Source organism: Xanthomonas sp. DAR33341 (assembly GCF_003992815.1).
GTDB lineage: Bacteria > Pseudomonadota > Gammaproteobacteria > Xanthomonadales > Xanthomonadaceae > Xanthomonas > Xanthomonas cissicola.
The window spans coordinates 31,061-54,729 of sequence record NZ_QEYV01000016.1; the positions used below are offsets into that span (position 1 = coordinate 31,061).

General features: G+C 66.4%; 17 protein-coding genes. 7 read left to right on the top strand and 10 right to left on the bottom strand.

The genetic code is table 11. The features are described from left to right. Window positions 1–42: 42 nt before the first annotated feature. The 9 genes from EO156_RS04455 to pqqA all read right to left on the bottom strand — a co-directional run bounded on the left by EO156_RS04455 (window position 43) and on the right by pqqA (window position 9,843). Window positions 43–2,679, bottom strand: a complete 2,637-nt coding sequence (locus EO156_RS04455) for a TonB-dependent receptor (protein ID WP_016849291.1) — start codon at window positions 2,677–2,679, stop codon at window positions 43–45. Between the two features lie 100 nt (window positions 2,680–2,779). Next, complete coding sequence (locus tag EO156_RS04460; protein WP_016849290.1) at window positions 2,780–3,814, bottom strand: glucokinase family protein; 1,035 nt, start codon at window positions 3,812–3,814, stop codon at window positions 2,780–2,782. A gap of 300 nt (window positions 3,815–4,114) precedes the next feature. Beyond that, window positions 4,115–5,629: a PhoPQ-activated protein PqaA family protein gene (locus EO156_RS04465; RefSeq protein ID WP_016849289.1), complete on the bottom strand. Its 1,515-nt coding sequence runs from the start codon at window positions 5,627–5,629 to the stop codon at window positions 4,115–4,117. 436 nt (window positions 5,630–6,065) lie between these two features. Further along, the gene (locus EO156_RS04470) at window positions 6,066–6,578 is read right to left on the bottom strand and encodes a hypothetical protein (protein WP_015463489.1); all 513 of its coding nucleotides are present in this window, start codon (window positions 6,576–6,578) and stop codon (window positions 6,066–6,068) included. A 62-nt stretch (window positions 6,579–6,640) separates the two neighbouring features. Continuing rightward, the gene (gene pqqE, locus EO156_RS04475; protein ID WP_003482516.1) at window positions 6,641–7,759 is read right to left on the bottom strand and encodes a pyrroloquinoline quinone biosynthesis protein PqqE; all 1,119 of its coding nucleotides are present in this window, start codon (window positions 7,757–7,759) and stop codon (window positions 6,641–6,643) included. After that, complete coding sequence (gene pqqD / locus EO156_RS04480; RefSeq protein ID WP_016849287.1) at window positions 7,756–8,034, bottom strand: pyrroloquinoline quinone biosynthesis peptide chaperone PqqD; 279 nt, start codon at window positions 8,032–8,034, stop codon at window positions 7,756–7,758. Before pqqD ends, pqqE begins: the two co-directional genes overlap by 4 nt. Then, window positions 8,031–8,783, bottom strand: coding sequence for a pyrroloquinoline-quinone synthase PqqC (gene pqqC / locus EO156_RS04485; protein WP_005921461.1), 753 nt, complete (start codon window positions 8,781–8,783; stop codon window positions 8,031–8,033). The genes pqqD and pqqC overlap by 4 nt, the downstream gene beginning before the upstream one ends. Beyond that, the gene (gene pqqB, locus EO156_RS04490) at window positions 8,780–9,679 is read right to left on the bottom strand and encodes a pyrroloquinoline quinone biosynthesis protein PqqB (RefSeq protein ID WP_003482510.1); all 900 of its coding nucleotides are present in this window, start codon (window positions 9,677–9,679) and stop codon (window positions 8,780–8,782) included. Before pqqB ends, pqqC begins: the two co-directional genes overlap by 4 nt. An 83-nt stretch (window positions 9,680–9,762) precedes the next feature. Further along, window positions 9,763–9,843, bottom strand: coding sequence for a pyrroloquinoline quinone precursor peptide PqqA (gene pqqA / locus EO156_RS04495; RefSeq protein ID WP_078585717.1), 81 nt, complete (start codon window positions 9,841–9,843; stop codon window positions 9,763–9,765). A gap of 290 nt (window positions 9,844–10,133) precedes the next feature. Here pqqA and EO156_RS04500 point away from each other — a divergent pair, with 290 nt between their 5' ends. Further along, window positions 10,134–12,320, top strand: a complete 2,187-nt coding sequence (locus EO156_RS04500) for a bifunctional (p)ppGpp synthetase/guanosine-3',5'-bis(diphosphate) 3'-pyrophosphohydrolase (RefSeq protein WP_029829322.1) — start codon at window positions 10,134–10,136, stop codon at window positions 12,318–12,320. A 261-nt stretch (window positions 12,321–12,581) separates the two neighbouring features. Further along, entirely contained in the window at window positions 12,582–14,024 is a 1,443-nt protein-coding gene (locus tag EO156_RS04505) for a hypothetical protein (RefSeq protein ID WP_029829321.1), read from the top strand. 356 nt (window positions 14,025–14,380) lie between these two features. Here the strand turns inward: EO156_RS04505 and EO156_RS04515 are convergent, their stop codons facing one another. Further along, on the bottom strand, window positions 14,381–16,465 hold the full coding sequence (locus EO156_RS04515) for a glycosyltransferase (protein WP_029829319.1): 2,085 nt from the start codon (window positions 16,463–16,465) through the stop codon (window positions 14,381–14,383). Window positions 16,466–16,704: 239 nt separating this feature from the next. Between EO156_RS04515 and mrcB the strand changes: the two genes are divergently transcribed. From mrcB to EO156_RS04540, 5 genes are all read left to right on the top strand, one after another. Further along, window positions 16,705–19,149, top strand: a complete 2,445-nt coding sequence (gene mrcB, locus EO156_RS04520; protein ID WP_003482504.1) for a penicillin-binding protein 1B — start codon at window positions 16,705–16,707, stop codon at window positions 19,147–19,149. Between the two features lie 13 nt (window positions 19,150–19,162). Continuing rightward, a complete protein-coding gene (locus EO156_RS04525) occupies window positions 19,163–19,687 on the top strand; it encodes a hypothetical protein (RefSeq protein WP_003482503.1) in 525 nt (174 codons plus the stop codon). Window positions 19,688–19,960: 273 nt separating this feature from the next. Then, window positions 19,961–21,985 carry an ATP-dependent DNA helicase gene (locus EO156_RS04530; RefSeq protein WP_003482501.1) on the top strand — a complete coding sequence of 675 codons (2,025 nt, stop codon included), beginning with the start codon at window positions 19,961–19,963 and terminating at the stop codon, window positions 21,983–21,985. Between the two features lie 13 nt (window positions 21,986–21,998). After that, window positions 21,999–22,718 (top strand): tRNA (adenosine(37)-N6)-threonylcarbamoyltransferase complex dimerization subunit type 1 TsaB, encoded by a 720-nt coding sequence (gene tsaB / locus EO156_RS04535; protein ID WP_003482499.1) that lies wholly within the window; start codon window positions 21,999–22,001, stop codon window positions 22,716–22,718. Beyond that, complete coding sequence (locus EO156_RS04540; RefSeq protein ID WP_016849854.1) at window positions 22,715–23,632, top strand: ADP-ribosylglycohydrolase family protein; 918 nt, start codon at window positions 22,715–22,717, stop codon at window positions 23,630–23,632. Before tsaB ends, EO156_RS04540 begins: the two co-directional genes overlap by 4 nt. Window positions 23,633–23,669 lie beyond the last annotated feature (37 nt).

Here is a 23,669-nt window from a genome sequence, read left to right on the forward strand (position 1 = left end):
CGCGCCCACCCGGCGGTGAGCGCAGTCGTGTTGCTGGCTACGCTAGAACTTCAGGTGCAGGCTGGCCATGTAGCGGCGTCCGCTCTTGTAGCGACCGGCCAGGTGGTCCTTGTCACCCAGATACTGCAGGTATTGCTCGTCCAGCAGGTTCTGCGCATCGACCTGCAGCGACCAGTTCGGGCTGAAGGCATAGCCGATGCTGGCGCCGAGTTCGGCGTAATCGTCCACGCTTGCCGGTGCCGCACCGGCCACATAACCGCCGGCCAGGTAGCTGTCGCGCCAGTTGTAGGTCAGCCGCGCATTGAGCGGGCCTTTTTCGTAGTAGGGGCTGAAGGCGAGGCTGTTGCGCGACTGGTAGGGCAGGGCATCGCCGGTGTTGTTTTCGCCAGCGGCATAGGTGTAGTTGGCGGTCAGGCCGAAGCCGCTGTCGCCGAACGGTTGCTGGAAGGAGATGTTGAAGCCCTTGACCTTGCCATCGCCGGCATTGCGCGGCCGTTGAATGCTGTAGTCGCAATAGCCATCGGCCGTGCAGCCGTTGCTGCCCACCAACTGCGCCCAGCTTTGCGGTGCGGTATCGCGCAATGCGTTGTACTGGCGCTCCACGCTGGCGCTGGTGTCGATGTAGTTGTCGATCTTCTTGTAGAACACCGACCACGCCACCACTGCTTGCTGCGCAAAATAATATTCGGCAGAGAGATTGAAGTTCCAGGATTCGTACGGAGACAGGTCTGCATTGCCGCCGCTGCCGGTCAACGTGGTGTCGTTGAGGAAGGTGTTGTTGACCATCTGGTTGTAAGGTGCCCAGGCGATGACCTTGGCCGCAGCGAAGCGGAATACCCAGTCGTCGCTGGTGTCGTACGACAGCGTCAGCGAAGGCAGCAGAAAGTCTTCCTTGCGGGTGCGGGTCTGCCACAGGCTGCCGGCGTCGGCGAGGGAGGGCGTGCCGCTGTAGACGAAGCCGCTGCCTTCGGTCTTGGAATCCACGTAGCGCACGCCAAGATTGCCGCGCAGACCGCCACTGGAAAAATTCAGCTGCGCATAGGCTGCGTTGTTGGTCTGCTCCAGCGCCCAGCTGTTGTTGAGGTAGCTGGCCGGATCCGGTGCGCTGTAATCGACCGGGCTGTTGCGGATCCAGTTAAGCACGTTGTTGCGACCTGCCTGTATGTGCCGGCCGTGATCGGGATAGAACCCCTGCAGATCGGTGAGCCCGATCGTGCCCACATCGGCCAGGGTGCCGGGGGTGACGCCGCCATAGACATTGAGCTCGAAGCGCTCGTCGTGCTTGCCGTGGCGCACGCCCAGCAACAATTGATTGAACACGCTGTCGAACTGCAGATTCAAATCCAGCTGGCCATACGCGTCCTTGCTTTCGGTAGAGAAGATGCCGTTGTTGCCGAACCAGCCGCCGGCCGAACCCCAATTGGCCGGGTTACGTGCCGCTACCGAATCGTCGAAACGGATGCCGCGGCGGGTGTCCCAGCTGAAGCCGCCGTTGTAGAACGGCTCGATGAAGTATTGCGAGAGATCTTTGTTCTCGGACTTGCTCCGGCCCACCTGTCCGTTCAAGCCCCAACCCTCGCCGCGGAAGGCGCCGCGCAGGTCCAGTCCTTTGGTCGTCACCTCCGATTCGCGCACGTTGTTGTCGTAGATCACCGTACCGCCGAGCGGGAGGGCATTGGCGCTGGAGTGGCCACTGGTGACCACACCGTTACGGACGCCGCCAAGTTGGTCCACCGCCGCCACCGTGCCGGCATTCCAGGTCAAAAAGCTGTACATCGACTGGTTGTAGTTGTCGAAGTTCTCGTTGATGTACAGGCCGCTCAGATTGAACTCCAGCGCTTCACTGGGCTTGAGTTGCAGGTTGACCACGGCGCTGTCGCGCTCGCGATCCTGCTGGAACCAGGCAGCGTTGATCGAGTTGGGCACATCCGCATCGGCAGGCACGCCGCCTGCGGCATTGGCGAAGGTGCTGGCCGGTACGTAGCCGAAGACCTCCATGCCGCGGCGGTCCACGCGTTCTTCGTAATGTTGCGCCGAGACCGCAATGCCGAAGGTCTCGGCTGCGTTCTTCCAGCTGTAGAGCAGTGCCGCGTTGGGTTTGCCCTGGCTGGCCTGGTCGCTGTAGCTGTAGCCGATGGATGCAGCCACTTCGTTGACTTTCAGATCCAGCGGCTGCCGCGTATGCATCAGCACCGTGCCACCGAGGCTGCCTTCGGTCAGGCGCGCTTCGGAGGATTTGAGGATTTCCGCACGGCCCAGGATCTGCGGGGCCAGCAGGGTGTAATCGAAACCGCGGCTGGGTTGTTCGCCGTAGAGCCAGATCGCCTGCGCGACCGGATGCCCGTCCAGAAACGACAGATTGAGGCTGGGGTCGGTGCCGTCGATACTCACGCGCTCGCCTTGCCCGAAGCGTCTGTCCAACGTCACGCCGGGAATCTGCGAGAGCGCTTCGGCCACGTTGGTGCTCGGGAATTTGCCGATGTCTTCGGCGGTGATCGCCTCGGAGATGCCGGTGTTGTTGCGTTTGGTATCGAGCGATTTTTCCAGGCTGGCGCGGATGCCGACCACCTGGACGGCATCCAGGTCGGTGGCTTGCGTACCAGCGCTGTCCTGGGCTTGCGCAGCGAATGCCAGCGATAGTGCAATGGCGCTGGACAGCAGGGTAGTGCTGTATTTCATGATGTCTCTCCTCATCACGCACAGGGATGGACGGCGGGCTGCCGCTCGCCGGATGCGGGGTCTTGCAGACGCGCGCTCGGGGTAGAACGCGTGGTATCGCTTACGACAGGTCGGTGTGGTGCTGCAGATACCAGTTGGCCGCGCCGAGCACGCCCAGTTGCCCGTGCTCGACCAATTTGACCGGAATGCGTTCGAGCACAGCGCGCATGTTTCCCTTGTCCAGGAAGCGCTCGGCAAAGGCGCTGCCAGCCAGGAACTGGCCGATCGTCGGCAGGAAGCCCCCGGCCAGATAGATGCCACCGGCAGCGCCGTAGGCCAACGCCATGTCGCCGACCGCGCTCCCCAGCAGGCCGCAAAAAATCTCCAGGCACTCGCGCGCAAGCGCATCGTCTTCGTGCAGCGCTGCGTGCGTCACGGCGGCGGGCAGACGATGACGCCGCGTTGCGCCATGCAGCTCGCACACCGCATCGTAGAGATGCCGTAATCCCGGGCCGGAGAGCACGTGCTCGAGCGGCAAATAGTGCCGGTCACGTAACAGGCATTGCAGCACGGCGTACTCGCGCGGGTGGGTGCTGGCCAGCGCGACCTGGCCGGCTTCGGTGGCCAGCACGATCGCGCGTGGCTTGGCATCGATCCACAGTGCTGCACCCAGACCGGTCCCGGGGCCGACCACCAGAATCGGCCCGTTGGCGCGCGCATGGCGCGGTGTCGGCCCGCTCAGCTGCAGCACGGCGCGTTGTTCCATCTGCGGCGCTGCGTAGGCCACCGCCTCGAAATCGTTGACCAGGTGCACGTTGCGCACTGCCAGTGCAGCACCGATGCGGCTGGGTGAAATCGTCCATGGCAGGTTGTTGCTGATGAAGCTGCCATCGTCCAGCGCCACGCCGGCGCTGGCGATGACCACCGCATCGACGCCGCGCCGCTGGTGCAGGAAATCCTCGAGGATGGCCTGGAGACTGGCGTGCTCGGCGCAGCGATAGGTGCGGTAATGCGAAAGCTCGATGGCTGCATCGCGCGCCTGCAGCATGTGCCCGACACGCACATGCGTGCCGCCGACATCGGCAGCGATGAAGCTGATGGCAACGGGGACATCGGGCGAGGCAGAGGCGTAAGCGGAACGCGAAATCGCAGCCACATTCAGTCCTTTGGTCCGTCTGACCGGCCGATGCCGTCAGCGAGTAGGGGCCTGTTTAGGAGTTGGTGACAACGATGTCAATGGATCAGCCGGGTTGGATCGATCTTGGTGGCGTACTCAAGTGCAAAAACGTGCGCTTCGGGGTTGTCTGTGCGGACTTCGTTGCGCAAATTGGACAAATGCGTCCAACGTGGCGCAGTGGTTGGTGAAGCGGACTCGGCAAGCCGGCGCGTGGCGCCCAGCTGCCCACCAGGTGCTTCAGTTGGCTATCGCCCCACCCACCCTGTTTCAAGGACTGCGTCAGGGCCCTGCGCCACCGCTGGTCACGCCAGGCAACGTGCTGCAGGCCGCGTTATCGGTGGGCGGTGCCTGGGTGGGGTAACGCTGCTTGCCGAGTACATAGGCCTGGCTGGTGGCAACGAATCCATCCGCGTAAGTGGCTTCCACGAAATACGCGCTCCAGCCGTTCTCTGGAATCTGCACCGGTACCGAGACCGTGCCGCCGTCGGCAAGCGCAATCGGCGTGGCGCTGTAGCGTATGCCGCAGGCGTAGCGGAAATCGCGCGCCTGTGGATTATGTGCACTCCACAGCTGCACCTGCGTTGGCCGCTCGGAGGAGCGGAAGCGGATCTGCGGCGCTTCGCTGGTACGCAACACACCGCTCACTTGCGGTAACGGGCGCTGCTGCTGCAGGCGCGTGATGAACGGCGCCAGGGTATCGACGACGGAGGCGCGAATGTTGTGCGCACTATTGGGCAGGACGCGCAGCGCCTTGCTGCCGGGCAGCGCGTCATAGAAGAACCGGGTGTTGTCCGGCAAAAAGAAGTCGTCGCCGCTGGCATTGACGATGTACTTGGGCACCGCCAGCCGTGTGCGGTACGGCGTGTGCAAATAGCTCAGCGGATCTTGCAGCTGCACCAATTGCGCGAAAGCCGGGGTCTGCAGTTGTGTGGTGATGCCCTGCTTTGCATAGGCGTCGAAAGCAATCGGCCAGTTGCCGCCATAGGTGCGGGACATATGCTCCAGCACCGCCGGCATGTTGAGGATGTCGATCACCAATGGCGCCACCGCCTCCACGCGCCGGTCGGCGATGGTGGCATGCCAGCTGGCCCACCCGCGTTTGGAGGCGCCGGCAAGCACGAAGCGGTGGATTCGCAGTGGGGCCAGTTCGCGCTCGGCCAGGCTCATGGTGCGCGCAATCGCGGCCGCCATCGGTACGTGCAGCGGCAGTGTCTTGCGCTGCTGCGGCGCCTTGAGAAACAGCGACCAACTATAGGCCACGCTGTCGTCTTCGCGGCGTGGGATGGTATCGCCCTGGTAGCTCAACGCCTGGTTGGGAATGTCGCTGAGCGCGATCACCACCGTGTGGGTGCGTTGCGCCAACGCCGCCAGCGCCTCGGGCGCCAACTCGCTGGCCTGCTGCGCCGTATTGCCATCCACCGGATGACGCGTACCGTTGGTTGAGATCAATACCGCGCGCGTGGGCAAGGCCTCTTTCGGCACATAGATCGCCACGTCATGCTGCCAGCGCGACGGCGTGACCAGTCCCTCTGGCGACCAGTCCTGCGAGGTCAGCAGGTAGTCGCGCCGCTCGACACCGGCAACGCTGCTGGTGCCAACGCGCGTATAGGTCAACGGTTGTCGTTCGATGGCATCGCGGTAACACACCAAGGATTGCCCGAAGCCAACCTCCGGTGCATTCGCGCAGCGCTCTGCCGGCGACGCAGCAGAAGCGAGTGAGTCAGCGGACGCGATGCCGGAAAACAGTGTCAGTGACGATAGCAGTACCAGGCTGCAATAGGTCATCGAGCGCATGCAGGTTCTCCAGAGACCGTGCGTGTGGCCAGCGCTTGCCGCGCCAATCGCATGGGAAGCGTGGTCAGCAGTCGCGTCAGCGACGGGGTGGGGCGCGCGGTGTGTGCAGGAGTGTACGCGTGGTCGCTATCGGTAAGGAGGGCGGCGCTTCTCGCTACCGGCAATGGGCTGTGTCTGCGCGATGCGGAGTACGATGATTCGGCGCGCCACGTCAGCTGCGCCTAGAGGGGTCGCACCTAGGTTTGCGCTCTGTCTGCCGGCACCAGCGTTGCCTTGCGCATGCGCTGCTCTGCAGTGAGCGGCATCCCGCGGGCGAAGTGCAGCGGCTGCAGTTGCGATCTTGCATGCGCAACGCCCAGCGGCGGGATTCGCGTGGCGCCTGCCGATGCCAAGCGCGGCGACCGTCTTCGGCAGCCGCGAAAGCGTGGCGGATGCGCTACTTGATCCGCCGCACCTTTGCAGGGGTGTTGTAACCCTCGATCTGCAGATACCACACGCCGACCAGACCCGGCTTGATCTTGACCTTGGGTGCATCCTTGCGCACCGCGGACAGGCTGGCCGTATCGGTTTGTTCCCACTCCTGACCATTCGCCAGCGTGTAGACGCGGCCCTTCGAAAAGCCCTTGAATTCGCCGAGCATCGTGCTCTCGATCGGCTCCTTGCTGCCGAAGTCGAAGAAGCCGCGGTTCTTGACGATCACTTCCTGACGGCCGGCTTCCTTGGCCTGTTCGACCACCACTGCGGCCTCTTTGGCGACCTTGCCCTGTAGCCAATCGTTGAGCGCAGCCAGTTCGCTGGCATTGAGCTTGTCCAGGCCGGCGGCCTTGAACTGTTCGGCACTCATTTGCGACTGCAGGTCGCCTTGCACCGCGCGTTGCGCCAGGGCGGGGGCGGCATGCAACGCCAAGGTCAGGCAAACCAGCAAGGGAATGCGGCGCGCGAGCGACATGGAAGCCATCCGAAGAAGAAGAGGGGGCTAGTGTAGACGCTGTTGACGCACGCCGGCGCTGCCTATTCCAGCATGTCCGCAGCGGCTGGTGCTAGGCGTTCGGGGCGGCGGTAGACGAAGGCCGGTGCCGGCGATGCCGACTCCTGCTCGGCGGCTGCGCGCACCTGCGCATGGATGGGCGAACGCTCGCAGACCGGGTCCAGCGTGGCGGCATCGCCGCTGAGCGCCAGTGCCTGACAGCGGCAGCCACCCCAATCGATCTCGCGCTTGGGGCAGCCCTGGCACACCTCCGGCATCCATGCGGTGCCGCGAAAGCGCACGAACGCCTCGCCGTTGTTCCAGATGTCGGCCAGCGAGCGCTCGCGCAGATTATCAAAGCGCATGCCCTCGATGGTCTCGGCGGCATGGCAGGGCAGCACATCGCCGCGCGGAGAAATATTGACGAAACGCTGGCCCCAGCCACCCATGCAGGGTTTGGGCTGGCGCGCGTAGTAATCGGGCGTGACGAAATCGATCGCCAGGCGGTCGCCGAGCTGGCGACGTGCGGTTTCCACCGCGTCGATGGTGGCCAGCAGTTGCTCGCGGCTGGGCATCAGCGCAGCGCGGTTGCGCAGGCCCCAGCCGTAGTATTGGGTGTGCGCTACTTCGATGCGCTCGGCCTGCCACTCCAGCGCCAGCGCGATCATGCCGGGCACGCGCTCGGCGTTATGGCGGTGCAGTACCGCGTTGATCGTCAGCGGTAGGCCGCGTGCGCGGACCGCAGCGGCGAATTCGCGCTTCCTGGACAAGCTATTGCGGTAGCCGGCGATACGGTCGGCGCCGGCCGGGTCGACGTCCTGCACGCTCAGCTGCACATGTTCCAGCCCGGCCGCCTGCAGTTGGTCCAGCATCGGCTCGCCGCCAGCGACGCCGGAGGTGATCAGGTTGCTGTACAGCCCGAGCGCGCGCGCATGTGCGACCAGTTCGGGCAGGTCTTTGCGCAGCATCGGTTCGCCGCCGGAGAAATGCGCCTGCAGCACGCCCATGTCGGCGGCCTGCTGCAACAGCGAGCGCCAGCCTGCGGTGTCCATTTCCTCGCGCAGCGCGGCCAGCGCGATCGGGTTGGAGCAATACGGGCACGCCAACGGGCAGCGGTGGGTCAGCTCCAACAACACCGACAGCGGTGGCGGCGCGATGCTCATAGCCGCAGCAAACGTTTCTGATGCAGGGTATCGGTGAGTTCGATCACGTCCGCTTCGATTTGCGCTGCGTCCGCATCGAATTCTGCGGCCAGCTCCTGCGCGATCTGCGCCAGCGAGCGTGTGCCGTCGTAGCGCTGCGCGACCACCAAGGCGATGTCGTCCAGCTCGACCACGCGCTCGGGTGCGAGCAGCACCCACTGCTCGCGTGCGCGGTCTTGTTGCAGGCGCACGCCCGCCCGCAGCGCCGGCCGGCTATCGCGGGTAATGCCGCTCATGCTGCGACCCGGCTGGCGTCGCGGTCCGGCACGAAGGCATCCGGCCAGACGATGCCTGGCGCTACGTAGGCCACATGCAGTGCATCCAGCTGCGCCCACAGCACCGAGCACTTGAAATGCAACGCGGCCTTGACCAGCGCCTGTTTTTCGACCGTATCGGCATGCTGCTTGACGTAATCCAGCGCGAAATCCGAATCGCGTGGCGCCTCGGTCAGGCGATGCTCGAAATAGGCCAGCGCTTCGGACGAGACGAAGTCGTAATGCTTGAGCATGCCGGCCACGCGCTGGCCGATGATGTTGGGCGCGAACAATTCGGTCAGCGACGAGGCGATGGCTTCGAGCAGGCTTTTTTCGCGCACGAAGTGCAGGTACGCCTGCACCGCAAAGCGCGTTCCCGGCAGCAGCGCGCGCCCGGACTCCACCAGCGTGCGGTCCAGGCCGAGCGCGTCGGTGAGGTGTAGCCAGCGCGCGATGCCGCCATCGCTGGCGCTATTGCCGTCGTGGTCGAGAATGCGTTGCCGCCAGATCCGCCGCAGCGCCGGATCTTCCATGCGCGCCAGGATCGCCGCGTCCTTCAGCGGAATGCAGCGCTGGTACTCGAAGCGGTTCAACGCCCAGGCCTGTACCTGGCCTCGGTCGAGCTTGCCGTGGTGCAACAGCGCATGGAACGGATGCTGGTCGTGATACAGGCGCGCGCCGATGGCACGCAGGTCCGCTTCCAGTTGGTCGGGGCTGAGCAGGGCGGTCACAGGGCGATCTCCAGGCCGTCATGCGCAACCTCCCAACCGCTGGCGCGCGCGCTGGCGAACTCGGGCGAGAGGGTGTTGAGCACGGGATTGGTGGTGTTGAGATGGATGAAGATCTTGCGCGCCACGTTCAAGGGTGCGAACGCGGCGATGGTGCCATCGGGACCATCGATGCTCATGTGGCCCATGCGTTGGCCGGTCTTCTGGCTGATGCCCAGCTGCACCATCTCGTCGTCGCGCCACAACGTGCCGTCGAAGAACACCAGTTCGGCGTCCTGCAGGCGCGCACGCAAGGCGTCGGTCATCGCAGCGCAGCCTGGAATGTAATGCATGCGGCGGCGGCCATCGTCGATGGTAAGCCCGAGGGTTTCTTCATTGGACCCAGCCAGGTCGCCGCCGCTGCGCGATTCCATGAACAAGGGCACCTTGCCGGGCACCGAGAATGGCGTGAGCTGCAACCCGCACAGCGCCAGCGGTGTGTCCAGCGCGAACGGCTGCCGGCTCACGTAGTGCGGATTGACGGCGTCGAAGATGGGATTTTGCGCGAGCAGGTCCAACACGCGGCTGCTGGCATGCAATGAAAACCGCTGGCTTTCGCGCATCGAGAGCAGTCCGGCGATGTGGTCGATCTCGCCGCTGGTCAGCAGCACCGCCTCGATCGGCGAATGTCGCAGCCCGTGCTGCGGCCACAAGGCAGGTGTTGCAAGAATTTGTTGGCGGAAATCGGGAGAGGCATTGATAAGCACCCAGCGCTCGCCATCGGCACTGACCGCGATACTGGCCTGGGTACGACGCTGGGCACCGTCTGTTTGCTGCCACGCCCGCAGGCTTGCGGAGGTGTGGCAATTCCACTGCGGGTGCCCACCGCCGGCCGCCGATCCCAAGACGATGATGCGCATGGAGAACTGTGACCTAATCTGCCGGCAACTGCCGGTCATGCATCAAGAGGAAGGGCGGCAAGGTGCGCGTGAAACGTGCAGGATCAAAACTCGCCGGAGACGTAGCAGTTGATTTCGGCGCCACAATTGACTTCACGAACGAAAGGCTTCTTCCAGGTCTTCATACGGCTACCTCGCAGTTGGGGAAAACGTCGCTGGCTGCTGGATGCAACGCACGACGTCTTCCGAGCATAGGCAGGCGGTCTGGCGCAGTTGTAAAGCGGACGTAAAAAGGCGCGTCGGTCCCAACTTTCCTTTGCGGCGCCGTGTCGCTTTTCGCGCCTGGCGGTTACGAATCAAGACGTTGCCGGGTGAACCTGGCATAAGCGAGAGCGGCGTCTCGCATGGCGAGCGCCTCGGCAAAACGCGTTGTGGAGAAGGTGACGCGCACGTTACCGTAGTCGTCAGCCCCCTGCTGTTGCCCACCGCCGTGTCCACCGCTGTGACCAGTTTCTCATTTGATCGTCTGCAGGCGTTGCTGCAGCGTCCCGCCGTGGCCTCGATCGCGCCCGCAGTGCGCGATGCGCTGGCGCAGGCCTGGCAGGACCTGCCGCCCGCGCAGACCGATAACGTGCCGTGGGCATTGCTTGGCGACACCCTGGATGCATTGGCACTGCTGGCTGCCGACGAAGCCACCCTGATTGCGGCGTTGCTGTTCGATTTGCCTGCCTTGCGTGGCGCGATCGCGGGCCTGCCGTGGCAACCGGCGGAGCGGCGGGTGGCGGTGGAAGGTCTGCTGGACGGCCTGGACGCAGCCGATCAGGTCTGGGCGCTGCATGCCGGACGCGAGGCCGGGCGCAACAGCGAAGGGTTGCGACGTCTGCTGCTTTCCATCATCCACGACTTGCGCGTGGTGCCGATCCTGCTGGCACGGCAGCTGGCGCGCATGCGCGTGGCCGATCGCCTGAGCGAAGATGAGCGCCGCGCGCTGGCTCAGCTCACGCGCGACATCCACGCGCCGCTGGCCAACCGGCTGGGCATCTGGCAGGTGAAGTGGGAGCTGGAGGACCTGGCATTCCGGCATCTGGAGCCGGAGACCTATCGTCGCATCGCCCGTGAAGTGGACGAAACCCGCGTGGCGCGCGAGCGCTACCTGGAAGCGGTCAAGCGCACCTTGTCGGCAGCGCTTGCCCAGCAGGGCCTGCGCGCGGAGGTGAGCGGGCGGCCGAAGCACATCTACAGCATCTGGCGGAAGATGCAGAAAAAGCGTCTGTCGTTCGATCAGCTGTACGACATCCGTGCGGTGCGGGTCATGGTCGATGACGTGGCCGCCTGCTACGCCGCGTTGGGTGCGGTGCATTCGCTGTGGGCGCCGGTCCCGAGCGAGTTCGACGATTACATCGCCCGGCCCAAGGCCAACGACTACCGTTCGTTGCATACCGCGGTGGTCGGCCCGGAAGGGCGCACGATCGAAATCCAGATCCGTACCTTCGAAATGCACGCTCAGGCCGAACTCGGCGTGGCCGCGCACTGGAAATACAAGGAAGGCGGCAAGGGCGGCGAAAAGGCCTTCGACCGAAAGATTCTGTGGATGCGCCAGCTGCTGGAGCAGGTGCAGGAGGGCGAGCATGGCGAGCTGGCCGGCGCGCTGGATGCCGAGCTGATCGAAGACCGCGTGTACGCGCTGACCCCCAAGGGCGAGGTGATCGATCTGCCGCAAGGTGCCACGCCGCTGGATTTTGCATATCACGTGCACACCATGGTCGGGCATCGCTGCCGTGGCGCGCGCGTCAACGACCGCATCGTGCCGCTGACCTACCGGCTGCGCAGCGGCGACCGCGTGGAGATCATGACCGCCAAGGAAGCGGACCCGCGCCGCGATTGGCTGCTGGCCTCCAACGGCTTTCTGGCCAGCGGGCGCTCGCGCGACAAGGTGCGCGCCTGGTTCCATAAGCTGGACCGCGCGCGCAACGTGCAGGCGGGCAAGGACTTGCTTGATCGCGAGCTCAAGCGCCTGGGCCTGCAGCATGCGGATCTGAGCGTGGCCGCGCGCAAATTCCACGCCGAAAACATCGACGAGCTGTATATCCAGGTCGCCCTGGGCGATACCGGCCCGAACCAAGTCAGCCGTGCGTTGCTGGAGGCCGAGCGCGCCGCGTCCCAGCCGGCAGTACCGGCACCCCCGCGGCCGACCGCGCGGCGCGATGGGTTGGGGAAATCCAAATTCACCGTCGAGGGAGTGGGCAATTTGCTGGTGCAGTTGGCGCGTTGCTGCCAGCCGGTGGCCGGCGAGCCGATTGCCGGCTACCTCACTCGCGGCCGTGGCATCACCGTGCACCGCACCGACTGCGCGGCACTGGCGCGCCTGGCGGCCGCCCACCCGCAGCGCGTGTTGCCGGTGGAGTGGGGCAAGGCCGGCAGCGGCTACGAGGTGGATGTGCAGGTGCGCGCGGTGGACCGCCGCTGGCTGCTCAAGGACATCACCAACCTGATCGCCCAGGAAGACGCGCACGTGCTGGAAATCAACAGCGACAACGTTCGCGATACCGGCAGGGCGCAACTGCGGCTGCGCTTGAAGGTCAGCGATTACGGCCAGCTGTCCGGCCTGCTTGGCAAGCTGGATGCGCTGCCCGGGGTGAGCGAGGTGCGGCGGCTGGGCTGAGGACGCCGCGTACCTGGAAGGTGCGCCCCGGTGTGAAACACACAGCCCATGAGGGGCGAGAGCTGTGCTTGCCTGACGATTCCCGATTCCCGATTCCCGAAGAGCCCACGCCGCCTTCGCAACCTCCACCGCTACCATGATGCGGTGAACGCGTCCCCGTCAGGTCGCGCCAAGGATGGACGCCACCGTATGTCTTTGCTCCCGCGCTGGGCCAGATCGCCCCGCCTCTGGGCGCCACTGCGCAGCCGTGCGCTCTGGCGCGTGGTGTTGGCGCTGTGCGTCTGTCTGCTGCTCACCGTGGTCGTGCTGCGCAGGCCGCTGGCCGATTGGCTGTGGCCGGACACGCGCATCCAGCAATTGTTGCAGCGGGGCGATGCGGCCTTGGCGCGCGGCCAGCTCAGCGCCGCCAACGGCAGCGGTGCGCGGGAACTGTTCGCCGCCGCACTTGCACTGGACAGCGACCGTGGGGAAGCCCGGACCGGGCTGGCGCGGACCGGCGCTGCTGCGGTAGTGCAGGCACGTGCAGCGGTTGCAGCAGGCGATGTCGCAGCAGCGCAGCGCGCGCTGGCGCTGGCCACCGCCCTGGAGGCGCCGCAGGCGCAGATCGCCCCGGTTGCGGCGCGGCTGCGCGCGCTGCAGGCGCGTCGGGTCGGGCTGGATGCCTTATTGGCGCAGGCGGCGGCTGCCCAGCAGCAGGGCCGCCTGGACGGCACGCCGGAGAGTGCGTTGCCGCTCTACCAACGCATCCTGACCCTGGCGCCTGGCCGCACCGACGCACTGGAAGGCCGCGAAGACGCCTTGACCGATCTGTTGGCGCAGGCACGCCACGCACTGGCGCGCGATGAGCTCGGCGAGGCCTCGGCGCTGCTGGCCGCGGCCAAGCGTTACGACGCCGGGCATGTCGACATGCCGCTCACCGAAGGCCAGTACCACCGCGTGCTGGAGCAACGGCGTCAACGTGCGCAGGCCTTGCTGCGACGTGGTCGCCTGGCCCCGGCTGCGCGCGATTTCAACGCGGTGCTGGCCGCCGAACCGGACGATGGGGCCGCCCAGCGGGGCCGCGACCAGGTGGCGGACGAGTACGCCGCACAGGCCAGCCGGCAGGCGGCGGATTTCCACTTCGACGATGCGTTGCAATCCTTGGGTCAGGCGCAGCAATTGGCGCCGGGCGCCGCGTCGATCGTGCAGGCCGGGCAAGCGATTGCGCGCGCGCGCGACGCCCAGCGCGGCCCGGACGCGAGCCTGTCGCGGGGCACGCGCGAGCGCCGTCTGCGGGCATTGCTGCAGCGCGTTACCGATGCCCAAGCGCAGCAACACTGGATGACACCGCCCGGCGCCAGCGCCTACGACGCCGTGCGTGCCGCGCAGGCGCTGGCGCCGCGCGATCCGCGTGTGCTGCGGGCAGCGGCGCGCGTGGTACCGGCCAGCCAACGTTGTTTCGAGGACGAACTGCGCAACAACCGCCTGCGTGCCGCACGTGGGTGCCTGGATGCCTGGCAGGCGCTGACACCCAATGCCGATGCATTGGCCGGTGCGCGACGCCGCCTTGCACAGCGCTGGGTGGCGGTCGGGAGCGAGCGGCTGGGCCAGGAGGACGCAGCCTTCGCCCGCCGTGCGCAGGACGAGGCGCATCAGCTGGATCCGGGTTTGCCGGAACTGGCCGAATTCACGCGTCGGGTCAAGGCGGTGGCCGAACAGCGGTGAGCGGTTGCTGGTGATGTGGGCAACTTGGAAGCCCGCCGAGCGTGTGCAGTCCCACGGTCTAAGGTCCGTGTTGCATCAGGTACGGGCACAGTCCCACGCTCCAAGCCCCCATATTTGCATCAGATGCGATGCGTGCTGCAGACGCAGGTGGACCAAGCTGTGCAGCCTTCAACCAGCACGCGATACAAGCTGCGATGCACACTCCCTTCTTCCACCGGAGAAGGTGCTCCGAAGGGGCGGATGAGGGTACGTGCGCAGCCTCGCGATGCGGCGAAGGCGGATCAATCGCCAATCACTGCGTGTCCTGGGGCGTTTCGTGATGCAAACGATCCAGGCGCCAATCCCTAGCCGCCTGCTCACCCCGCAATAAACAACTCGCGTACCGTCGCCCGTGCTGCGTCCAGCGAAAAATGCTCGGCCACGTTGCGCAAGCCGTTATCGGCCAAGCGCTGCCACAACGTCGCATCTCGATACAGCCGCACGATTGCAGCGGCGAAGGCGTCCGCATCGTCGGCGACGCACACATCCTCGCCATCGCGCAGGTGCATGCCTTCCACCGCGCAGGTGGTGCCGACCACCGGCTGGCCGTGCGCCATGCTGAGATTGATCTTGCCTTTCACGCCCGCGCCAAAACGCAGCGGCGCCACCGCGATACGCGCGCTATCCATGAATGGAACCAGATCCGGAACGTGACCATGCAGCTGCACGCCGGGGCATTCGTCGGCCAACAATCGCAGGGCGTCGGGCAGGTCGGCACCGATGCAGTGGAAGACCACCTCGGGCAGCTGCGCACGGACCTGCGGAAAGATGTCACTGATGAACCACTGTACCGCATCCACATTCGGCGGATGACGAAAGCCGCCGACGAAGACCAGGTCGCGGCGCTGCGCGAAGCTGTGGCCGCTGCCGGCGACCTCATGCAGGTTGGACAGCAGGGCGGTGCGGATGTGTGGCGCATCCGCGCGCAACTGCGCCTGTTCTGCGGCAGACACCAGCAAGGTGACATCGGTGGCCGCCATGATCTCGAGCTCGCGCACGCGGGTGCGTTCTGCGCTACGCAGCAGATTGGCATCGCCGGCCAGCTCGGCACCGCGGCGTTCGCGCAGGTAATGCAGGTCGACGGTATCGAACAAGGTGCGCGCCTGGCGCGCATATTGCCTGAGCAACGGCAGGCAGGCATGCGCTACGTGGTGGCGCACCAGCAGCACCACCGCAAATCGCGCACCATGGCTGCGCAGCCAGCTGCCGATGCCTTCGAGAAACGGCGCGTACCAGACTTCGATACCGAGCTGCTGCAATGCCTGGGTGTGGCGCCCGGCGTGTTCGCGGCGTGTCGGCACGAAGACGACATGTGCGCCTTCTTCGCGCAGCAGTCGGATCAGGTTGAACTGCCGCAGCGAGCCTGAGTCGCGGTCCGGCTGCGGCACGCACTCGTCCAGGATCAAGACCTGTCGCTGGTGGCGGTGCAGCAGTGCCGGCCCGGGCAGCACTGGTTGCTGAACTTGTTTGCTGAGTTGCGGTGCCCATTTTTTGGCGAATTGCCTTTGATGCTCCGCAACCATTGATCCCGTTTTCGTCTCATTGGTTCGGTCATGCACCACAACGCTGGCCGGCTGCACCAGCACCTGATATCCGGCCGCGCGGACTGCAAACGCCAGATCGGTGTCTTCGTAATACGCCGGCATGTAGCGCCGGTCCAGCCCGCCCAGCGTGTGCAACAGCGCGCGCGGTAGCGCGATTGCCGCGCCCGAGCAGTAGTCCATCGCGCGTACATATGCATAACGTGGGTCTTCGGACGATTCAAAGCGGCCGTAGCTCCAGGCGCTGCCATCGCCGAAGACCACGCCGCCGGATTCCTGCAGGCGCCCGTCCGGATACACCAGTTGCGCGCCGACCAGGCCGGCGCCCGGATACTGGGCAAAGGTGTCGATCAACCGGTCCAGCCAGCCGGGCTGCGGAATGGTGTCGTTGTTGAGCAGCACCACGAAATCGCCGCGGGCCAGTGCGATGCCGTCGTTGCAGGCCGCGATGAAGCCGCCGTTGCTCGCACGCAGGTGATAGTGCAGACCGGCGATCTGCGGCAACTGTTCAGCGGTGGCGTCGCTGCTGCCGTCGTCCACGACGATGATTTCCACACTCAGCAGCGGCGGATGCGCCGCCAGCGCGCGCAGGCAGGCCAAGGTGTGCGCAATGTGGTTGTAGACCGGAATCACCACCGTCACCCGCGGGGTAGGGCTGTGCGGCAGCGCGAACGCCGCGAACGGGGCGGCCTGCGGCAGCCACAGCGGCGTGCCCAGGGCGACCGGGGGCGCCTGCGTGTGCACGCGAATGCGTTGCCAGGTGGCGCGCCAGCCGCGCGTGCGCATGCTGGCCACGCTGCGGTGGATCAGGCCGAGGACGCGATTGAACAGATAGCGCGCATCGGCCAAAGACATCGACATTGCGTTGGAACTCCAGCGTGGTGGGGCAGTGAAACGTGGCGAGCAGAGCGCGGGTCGAGGCAATCGTTGCATCTGCCAGCGCAGTGTGCGAGCCATGCCTGCTGCTGCCGAGAACACCTCGCGCCTGGCGAAGCGGCATCGGTCGTTTTGTTAGCCGCTCTTAACGGCCGACGGGCCGGCAGGTCACAGCCATGACAGCGCTGCGCTAGACTCGCCGCACTCTACATTCTCGCATTCCTGTGCCCCGACGCCACGACAACGACGCTCCCGACGATTTCGAGGACGACACCAACGCGCAAGGCTCCCGCTGGCAACGCAGACTCATCGTCTGGGGATTTGCCGCGTTCGCGCTGGCGCTCGGTTTCCTGATTCCCTATACGGTGTATCTGAACAAGCAGGTCACCCAGCGCTTTGGCGAACTGCGTTGGCAGATCCCCACCCGCGTGTACGGGCGGCCGCTGGTGCTCGTGCCGGGCAACGCACTGGATGCGGCCACGCTGAAGACCGAGCTGGACGCGGCGTCGTACCGCGACGACGGTCAGGCGAAGCTGGCCGGCACCTACCAGCAGGACGGCAGCCGCTTCACCATCGCCAGCCGCGGCTACATCGATGTGGATGGACGCGTGCCGGCGCGCCGTATCGAAGTCAGCCTGGCCGGTGGGCGCGTGGCCAGCCTGCGCGACGCCGGCGACCGCAAGGCGCTCAAGAGCGCACGCCTGGACCCGGCGCGCATCGCCACCCTGTACGGCCAGAAGCAGGAAGAACGCCGCCTGGTGCGCATGGAAGAAGTGCCCGAGCTGCTGGTCACCGGCCTGCAGGCGGTGGAAGACCGCGACTTCAACAGCCACCACGGCATCGACCTGAGCGGCATGGTGCGCGCGGCCTGGATCATGGCGCGCTCCGGCGGCCAGGTCCGCCAGGGCGCCAGCACCCTGACCCAGCAGTTGGCCCGTAGCGGCCTGCTCGGCATCGGAAAGGAACAGACGCTCACGCGCAAGTTCAACGAGATCCTGTACGCGGTGATCATGGAGGCGCGCTACGACAAGCGCACCATCCTGGAGGCCTATCTCAACCAGGTCTATCTGGGCCAGCGCGGCGGGCAGGCGATCCACGGCGTGTCGTCGGGCGCGGAACTGTGGTTCGGTCGCGAACTCAATTCGATGACCACCGAGCAGATCGCATTGTTGATCGGGCTGGTCAAGGGGCCGTCGTACTACGACCCGCGGCGCAACCCGGAACGCGCGCTGGACCGACGCAATTTCGTGCTCGGCAAGCTGCACGAAAACAATCTGATCAACGACGCCGAATACAAGCGCGCGCTGGCTGCGCCGTTGGGCGTGCCGATCGAGCCTGGCCTGGTCGCTGCCAACCGTTTTCCGGCGTATGTGGACCTGGTGCGGCGCCAGCTGGCGCACGACTATCCGGAAGGCGTGCTGCAGGGCGCCGGCATGAGCGTGCTTACCGGCATGTCGCCGTCGGCGCAGGCGTATGCCGAAGGCGCAGTGACCGGCACCATCAAGCGGCTGGACAACAAGAAACGCCCGCCGCTGCAGGCGGGGTTGGTGCTTACCGACGTGCATAACGGCGATGTGCTCGCCGTGGTCGGCAGCCGCGATGTGGCCAAGCCGGGTTTCAATCGTGCGGTGGAAGCGCAGCGGCAGGTGGGCTCGTTGCTCAAGCCGTTCGTCTACATGCTGGCCTTGGCCTCGCCGGACCGCTGGGCGCTGTCCAGCTGGGTCGACGACTCGCCGGTGACCGTGCAGCTCAGCCGCGGCAAGACCTGGTCGCCGGGCAATTCCGACAACCGCAGCCACGGCACGGTGCGCCTGGTCGATGCGCTGGCGCATTCCTACAACCAGGCCACGGTGCGGGTGGGCATGCAGGTCGGCGCGGACCGCATCGCGCAGCTGATCCAGGTGTTGGCCGGTATCAAGGCCGAGCCCAATCCGGCGCTGATCCTGGGCACCACCGACCAGAGCCCGTATGGCATGGCGCAGCTGTATCAGTTCCTGGCAGCCGGCGGCGAGATCCAGCCGCTGCATGCGGTGCGCGGTGTGCTCGACCCGCAAGGCAAGCTGCTCAAGCGCTACGACAAGACCCCGGCGCCGGCGCAGGAAGGCGATTCGGTGGCCGCCAACCTCATCAGCATCGGCCTGCAGCAGGTGGTCAGCGGCGGCACCGCGCGGCAGTTGCTGGGCGATGGCCTGGGGCGCCTGTCGTCGGCCGGCAAGACCGGTACCTCCAACGACGGTCGCGACAGCTGGTATGCCGGCTACACCGGCGATCATCTGGCGGTGATCTGGATGGGCAACGACCAGAACGCCGAAACCGGCTTGTATGGCGCCACCGGCGCGATGCGGGTGTGGTCGAGCATCTTCGCCCGCCTGCCGAGTGCGCCATTGAAGGTCAGCGGCAAAGGTCTGGATTGGCAGTGGGTGGACGCCAGCGGCACCGGCGTCACCGACCCGGGTTGCCCGGGTGCGCGCCAGTTCCCGTTCGTGGTCGGCTTCACGCCGGCCTACGCGCCGTGCGCGGGCAACGCGCCGTCGATCGAAGCCGCGCCCGGCGAAGCGGCCGCACCTGCCGAACAATCCAGCGGCGGTGGCTGGCGCCGCTTCTTCGGTCTGGAAAAGAAGCCCGAAGACCCTGCCGCCGCACCTGCCGCGGCCCCACCCACGCGTTGATTGGAACGACCCCATGAACCGAATGCACCGTTTGCTCGCCCCGATCGGCGTCCTGGCCGCACTCACCGCCTGCGTCAGCGCACCACCCGCGCCGCCGCCGACCCCGGTGGACCCGACGACCCCGACCCAGCGGCTGTTGCTGATCGAACGCGAAGCCGGCGCGGACGACACCGAACTGTCGGTGCAGCCGCTGCGCGACCCGCAGGTGGATGATTTGCGCGAGACCGCCAAGAGCAAACGCCAGGCCGGCGATCTGGCCGGCGCCGCTGCGGCCCTGGATCAGGCGCTGGGCCTGGTGTCGGGCGACCCGGCGATTCTGCAGGAACGTGCCGAAGTGTCGGTGCTGCAGGCCGACTGGCCAGCGGCCGAACGCCTCGCCAAGCAGGCGATCGACCTGGGGTCTAAGACCGGGCCGTTGTGCCGTCGGCACTGGGCGACCATCGAGCAATCGCGTCTGGCGCGTGGCGAAAAGGAAAACGCCGCCTCTGCCAAGGCGCAGATTGCCGGTTGCACCGTGGCAGGCGTGAAGCGGTACTGAGACCGGCGATCGAAGCGACTGCGCACCGCAAGGCGGGCGCGGTGGATGCCTTGGATGGCCGTGTCCTTCGTGCGCTTGAAATGCCTGGAGCACTTCGAGCCAAGGTGAGGAGGGGGCTCCTGGCTGCCCGGTGCGGTTTCAGCAAGCACAGGCGCACCTGACGGTTGCTGGCGCAGCAGCGGGATGTGCGCAATCCATCAAGTGCAACCCAGGCAGCATCACCGCGCACGCGCTAGGCTGTCGTGCTTCCTGTCCGTTTTTTCGTTCGGTCCCATGTCCCAACTTGCCACTGCCAGCATCCAAGCGCTCAGCGAGGGCGGGGCGCTTGCGCGCCAGCTCGACGCGTTCGCGCCACGTGCTGCGCAGTTGCGCCTGACCGGGACGATCGCCGAGGCGTTCGAGCAGCGCGATGTATTGCTGGCAGAGGCCGGCACCGGCACCGGCAAGACCTACGCCTATCTGGTGCCGGCGCTGCTGTCCGGGCTCAAGACCATCGTTTCCACCGGCACGCGCGCGCTGCAGGATCAGCTGTTCCATCGCGATCTACCGCGTGTGCGCGCCGCGCTGGGCGTGGGGCTGCGCAGTGCGTTGTTGAAGGGGCGCGCCAACTACCTGTGCAAGTACCGCACCCAGCAGGCACGTGGCGAACCGCGCTTTGCCACGCCCGAACAGGTCTCGCAGTTCCAGCGCATCGTGGCCTGGAGCGGGCGCACCCAGTTCGGCGACATGGCCGAGCTGGAAGCCTTGCCGGACGACTCGCCGCTGCTGCCGATGGTGACCTCCACCGTCGACAATTGCCTGGGCACCGACTGCCCGTTCTACAGCGAATGCTTCGTGGTGCAGGCGCGCCAGCGTGCGCAGGCGGCCGATCTGGTGGTGGTCAATCACCACCTGCTGCTGGCCGATCTGGCGCTCAAACAGGAAGGTTTCGGCGAAATCCTGCCCGGTGCGCAGGCCTTCGTCATCGACGAAGCGCATCAGTTGCCCGAACTGGCGGCCAATTTCTTCGGCGAGAGTTTCGGCATGCGGCCATGGCAGGAGCTGGCGCGCGATTGCATGGTCGAAGCGCGCCTGGTTGCCGGCGCGCAGGCCAGCCTGCAGGCACCGATCCTGGCGCTGGATGAGGCCTTGCGCAGCCTACGCGCCGGAATGGAAGGGCTGCCGCCACGCGGCACGCAATGGCGTGCGCTGGCCAAGCCGCAGGTGCGCGAAGGGTTCGATGCCGTGCTGTCGTCGCTGGCACGGTTGGGCGAATCCCTGCTGCCATTGCGTGAGGCTTCACCGGGTTTCGACGGCTGCACGGCACGTGCGCAAGAGGCGTTGAGCCGCCTGTCGCGCTGGCTGGGCGAAGATCTGCCGGTGGCCGATTTCGCGCAGGATCCGCCGGAAGAGACCGTCGACAACGATGTGCTCTGGTACGAACTCAGCCCGCGCGGCTTCCGCTGTCAGCGCACGCCCCTGGATGTCTCCGGCCCGCTGCGCGAACACCGCGAAAAGTCGCAGGCGGCCTGGGTATTCACCTCGGCCACGCTGGCGGTGGGCGGCGAGTTCGACCACATCGCGCAGCGGCTGGGCCTGAGCGATCCGGTGACCTTGCTGCAACCCAGCCCGTTCGATTGGGCGCGTCAGGCCTTGTGCTACCTGCCGCCGAACCTGCCCGATCCGGCCGCACGCGGGTTCGGCACTGCCTTGATCGGCGCGCTGACGCCGGTGCTGGAAGCCTCCAACGGCCGTGCGTTCTTGCTGTTCGCCTCGCACCGCGCGCTGCGCGAAGCGGCCGAAGCCTTGCGCGGCGCGCCATGGCCGTTGTTCGTGCAGGGCGAGGCGCCGCGCGCGACCTTGCTGCAGCGGTTCCGCGATTCCGGCAATGGCGTGCTGCTGGGCTCGGCCAGTTTCCGCGAGGGCGTTGACGTGGTGGGCGACGCCTTGAGCGTGGTGGTGATCGACAAGCTGCCATTCGCCGCACCCGACGACCCGGTGTTCGAAGCGCGCCTGGATGCGATCCGTCGCGAGGGCGGCAACCCGTTCCGCGACGAACAACTGCCACAGGCGGTGATCGCGCTCAAGCAGGGCGTGGGCCGGCTGATCCGCAGCGAAACCGACCGTGGCGTGCTGGTGCTGTGCGACCCGCGGCTGGTGAACAAGAGCTACGGCCGCACCTTCATGAAGTCGCTGCCGCCGTTTGCGCGCACGCACGCCATTGCCGATGTGCAGGCGTTTTTTGGCGTTGAACCGGCGGTGGGCGACAATGGCGCGCTCGCGTTGCCGGTCGGCGGCGACCGATCTTCTTCTTCCTGATTGCGGCCCCGCCATGAACGTCCTCGCTTTCGAAACCTCCACCGAAGCCTGTTCCGTTGCGCTGCACGTGGATGGTCGCGTGATCGAGCGCTTCGAACTGGCGCCGCGTCGCCACGCCGAACTGGCCTTGCCTTGGGCCGATGCGCTGCTCGCCGACGCCGGCATCACCCGTCGCCAGCTCGATGCGATCGCGGTCGGCAGGGGCCCCGGTGCCTTCACTGGCGTGCGTCTGGCGATCGGCATTGCGCAAGGGATCGCGCTGGCCCTGGATCTGCCGGTGCTGGCCGTTTCCACGTTGCAAGTGTTGGCCTTGCGTGCGCCGGCCGAGGCCAGGCATGTGCTGGCCTGCATCGATGCGCGCATGGGCGAGGTCTATGCCGGGGTGTTCGCGCGTAACGAGGATGGGTTGCTAGAACTTGCCCCGGAGCGCGTGTGCACGCCCGATGCGGTGGTCATGCCCGAGACGGCGCAGCGCGTGGCTGGGGTGGGAACCGGATTTGCGGCCGCCGACGGACTGCTGCAGCAGCGCCTTGCCGCACAATTGAGCAGCGTTGATGCCAGTGCCTTGCCGCATGCCGCCGATCTGCTCACGCTTGCGGTGCCTGCGCTGCAGCGGGGCGAAGGGCTGGCGCCGGAGCGCGTGGAACCGGCGTACCTGCGCGACAACGTTGCACTCACCCTGGTCGAGCAACAGGCCGCCCGCGCAGCGAAGGCCGCCGCCGCCGCGCCATGACACACGGCGATCTCGAACGCGCGCGGTTTCGCGGTTGCCTGCTCGGTCTTGCGGTGGGCGATGCGCTCGGCACCACGCTGGAATTCTGCGCGCCGGGCAGCTTCACGCCGATCGCCGACATGCGCGGCGGCGGCCCATTCGCCCTGCGAGCAGGGCAGTGGACCGACGACACTTCGATGGCGCTGTGCCTGGCGCACAGCCTGCTGCATCGGCAGGGGTTCGATGCGGCCGACCAGATGAACCGCTATTGCAACTGGTATCAGCACGGCTACCTCAGCAGCACCGGCCACTGTTTCGATATCGGCAACACCGTGCGCCAGGCGCTGGAGCGTTATCTGGATGGCGGCCCCGCCTTCAGCGGCAGCGCCGATCCGCGCGCGGCCGGCAATGGATCCCTGATGCGGTTGGCGCCGGTGGCGATGTACTACGCGCATCGCCCCGACGAGCTTGCCGAGCGCGCCGCCGACAGTTCGCGCACCACCCATGCCTCTGCCGAGGCGCTGGATGCCTGCCGATTGTTCGCGTTCCAGCTGCGCGCGGCGCTGCTCGGAAATGCGCGCGATCAGGTGCTGCATGCGCAGCCGGAAGCATTGCTGACGCCTGCAGTCCACGTACTGTCGATCCGCGACCATGTGGCCGTGCCCGCAGCGCGGATTCGCGGCACGGGCTACGTCATCGATTCGCTGTCGGCAGCGTTGTGGTGCTTTGCCACCACCGATAGCTTCGACGAGGCCGTGCTGCGTGCCGCCAACCTGGGCGACGATGCGGATACCACCGCGGCGATCTGTGGGCAGCTTGCCGGCGCGTTTTACGGCATCGAGGGCATCCCGGCCGCCTGGCGCGAGCGCGTGCAGGATGCGGCAGAGATTGTTGTGCTGGCAGACCGATTGTATGAGGCGGGGCAGGTCGCCTAGCAGCGTGGGCGGCAGCGCCGTCATCCGATTCGCAGCA

Bases quoted from the DNA above. Each gene is read 5' to 3' on its own strand.
- EO156_RS04455 (WP_016849291.1), bottom strand. From the start codon at position 2,679: ATGAAATACAGCACTACCCTGCTGTCCAGCGCCATTGCACTATCGCTG.
- EO156_RS04465 (WP_016849289.1), bottom strand. From the start codon at position 5,629: ATGCGCTCGATGACCTATTGCAGCCTGGTACTGCTATCGTCACTGACA.
- EO156_RS04470 (WP_015463489.1), bottom strand. From the start codon at position 6,578: ATGTCGCTCGCGCGCCGCATTCCCTTGCTGGTTTGCCTGACCTTGGCG.
- pqqE (WP_003482516.1), bottom strand. From the start codon at position 7,759: ATGAGCATCGCGCCGCCACCGCTGTCGGTGTTGTTGGAGCTGACCCAC.
- pqqD (WP_016849287.1), bottom strand. From the start codon at position 8,034: ATGAGCGGCATTACCCGCGATAGCCGGCCGGCGCTGCGGGCGGGCGTG.
- pqqB (WP_003482510.1), bottom strand. From the start codon at position 9,679: ATGCGCATCATCGTCTTGGGATCGGCGGCCGGCGGTGGGCACCCGCAG.
- pqqA (WP_078585717.1), bottom strand. From the start codon at position 9,843: ATGAAGACCTGGAAGAAGCCTTTCGTTCGTGAAGTCAATTGTGGCGCC.
- EO156_RS04515 (WP_029829319.1), bottom strand. From the start codon at position 16,465: ATGTCGATGTCTTTGGCCGATGCGCGCTATCTGTTCAATCGCGTCCTC.
- EO156_RS04525 (WP_003482503.1), top strand. From the start codon at position 19,163: ATGAACCGAATGCACCGTTTGCTCGCCCCGATCGGCGTCCTGGCCGCA.
- EO156_RS04530 (WP_003482501.1), top strand. From the start codon at position 19,961: ATGTCCCAACTTGCCACTGCCAGCATCCAAGCGCTCAGCGAGGGCGGG.
- tsaB (WP_003482499.1), top strand. From the start codon at position 21,999: ATGAACGTCCTCGCTTTCGAAACCTCCACCGAAGCCTGTTCCGTTGCG.
- EO156_RS04540 (WP_016849854.1), top strand. From the start codon at position 22,715: ATGACACACGGCGATCTCGAACGCGCGCGGTTTCGCGGTTGCCTGCTC.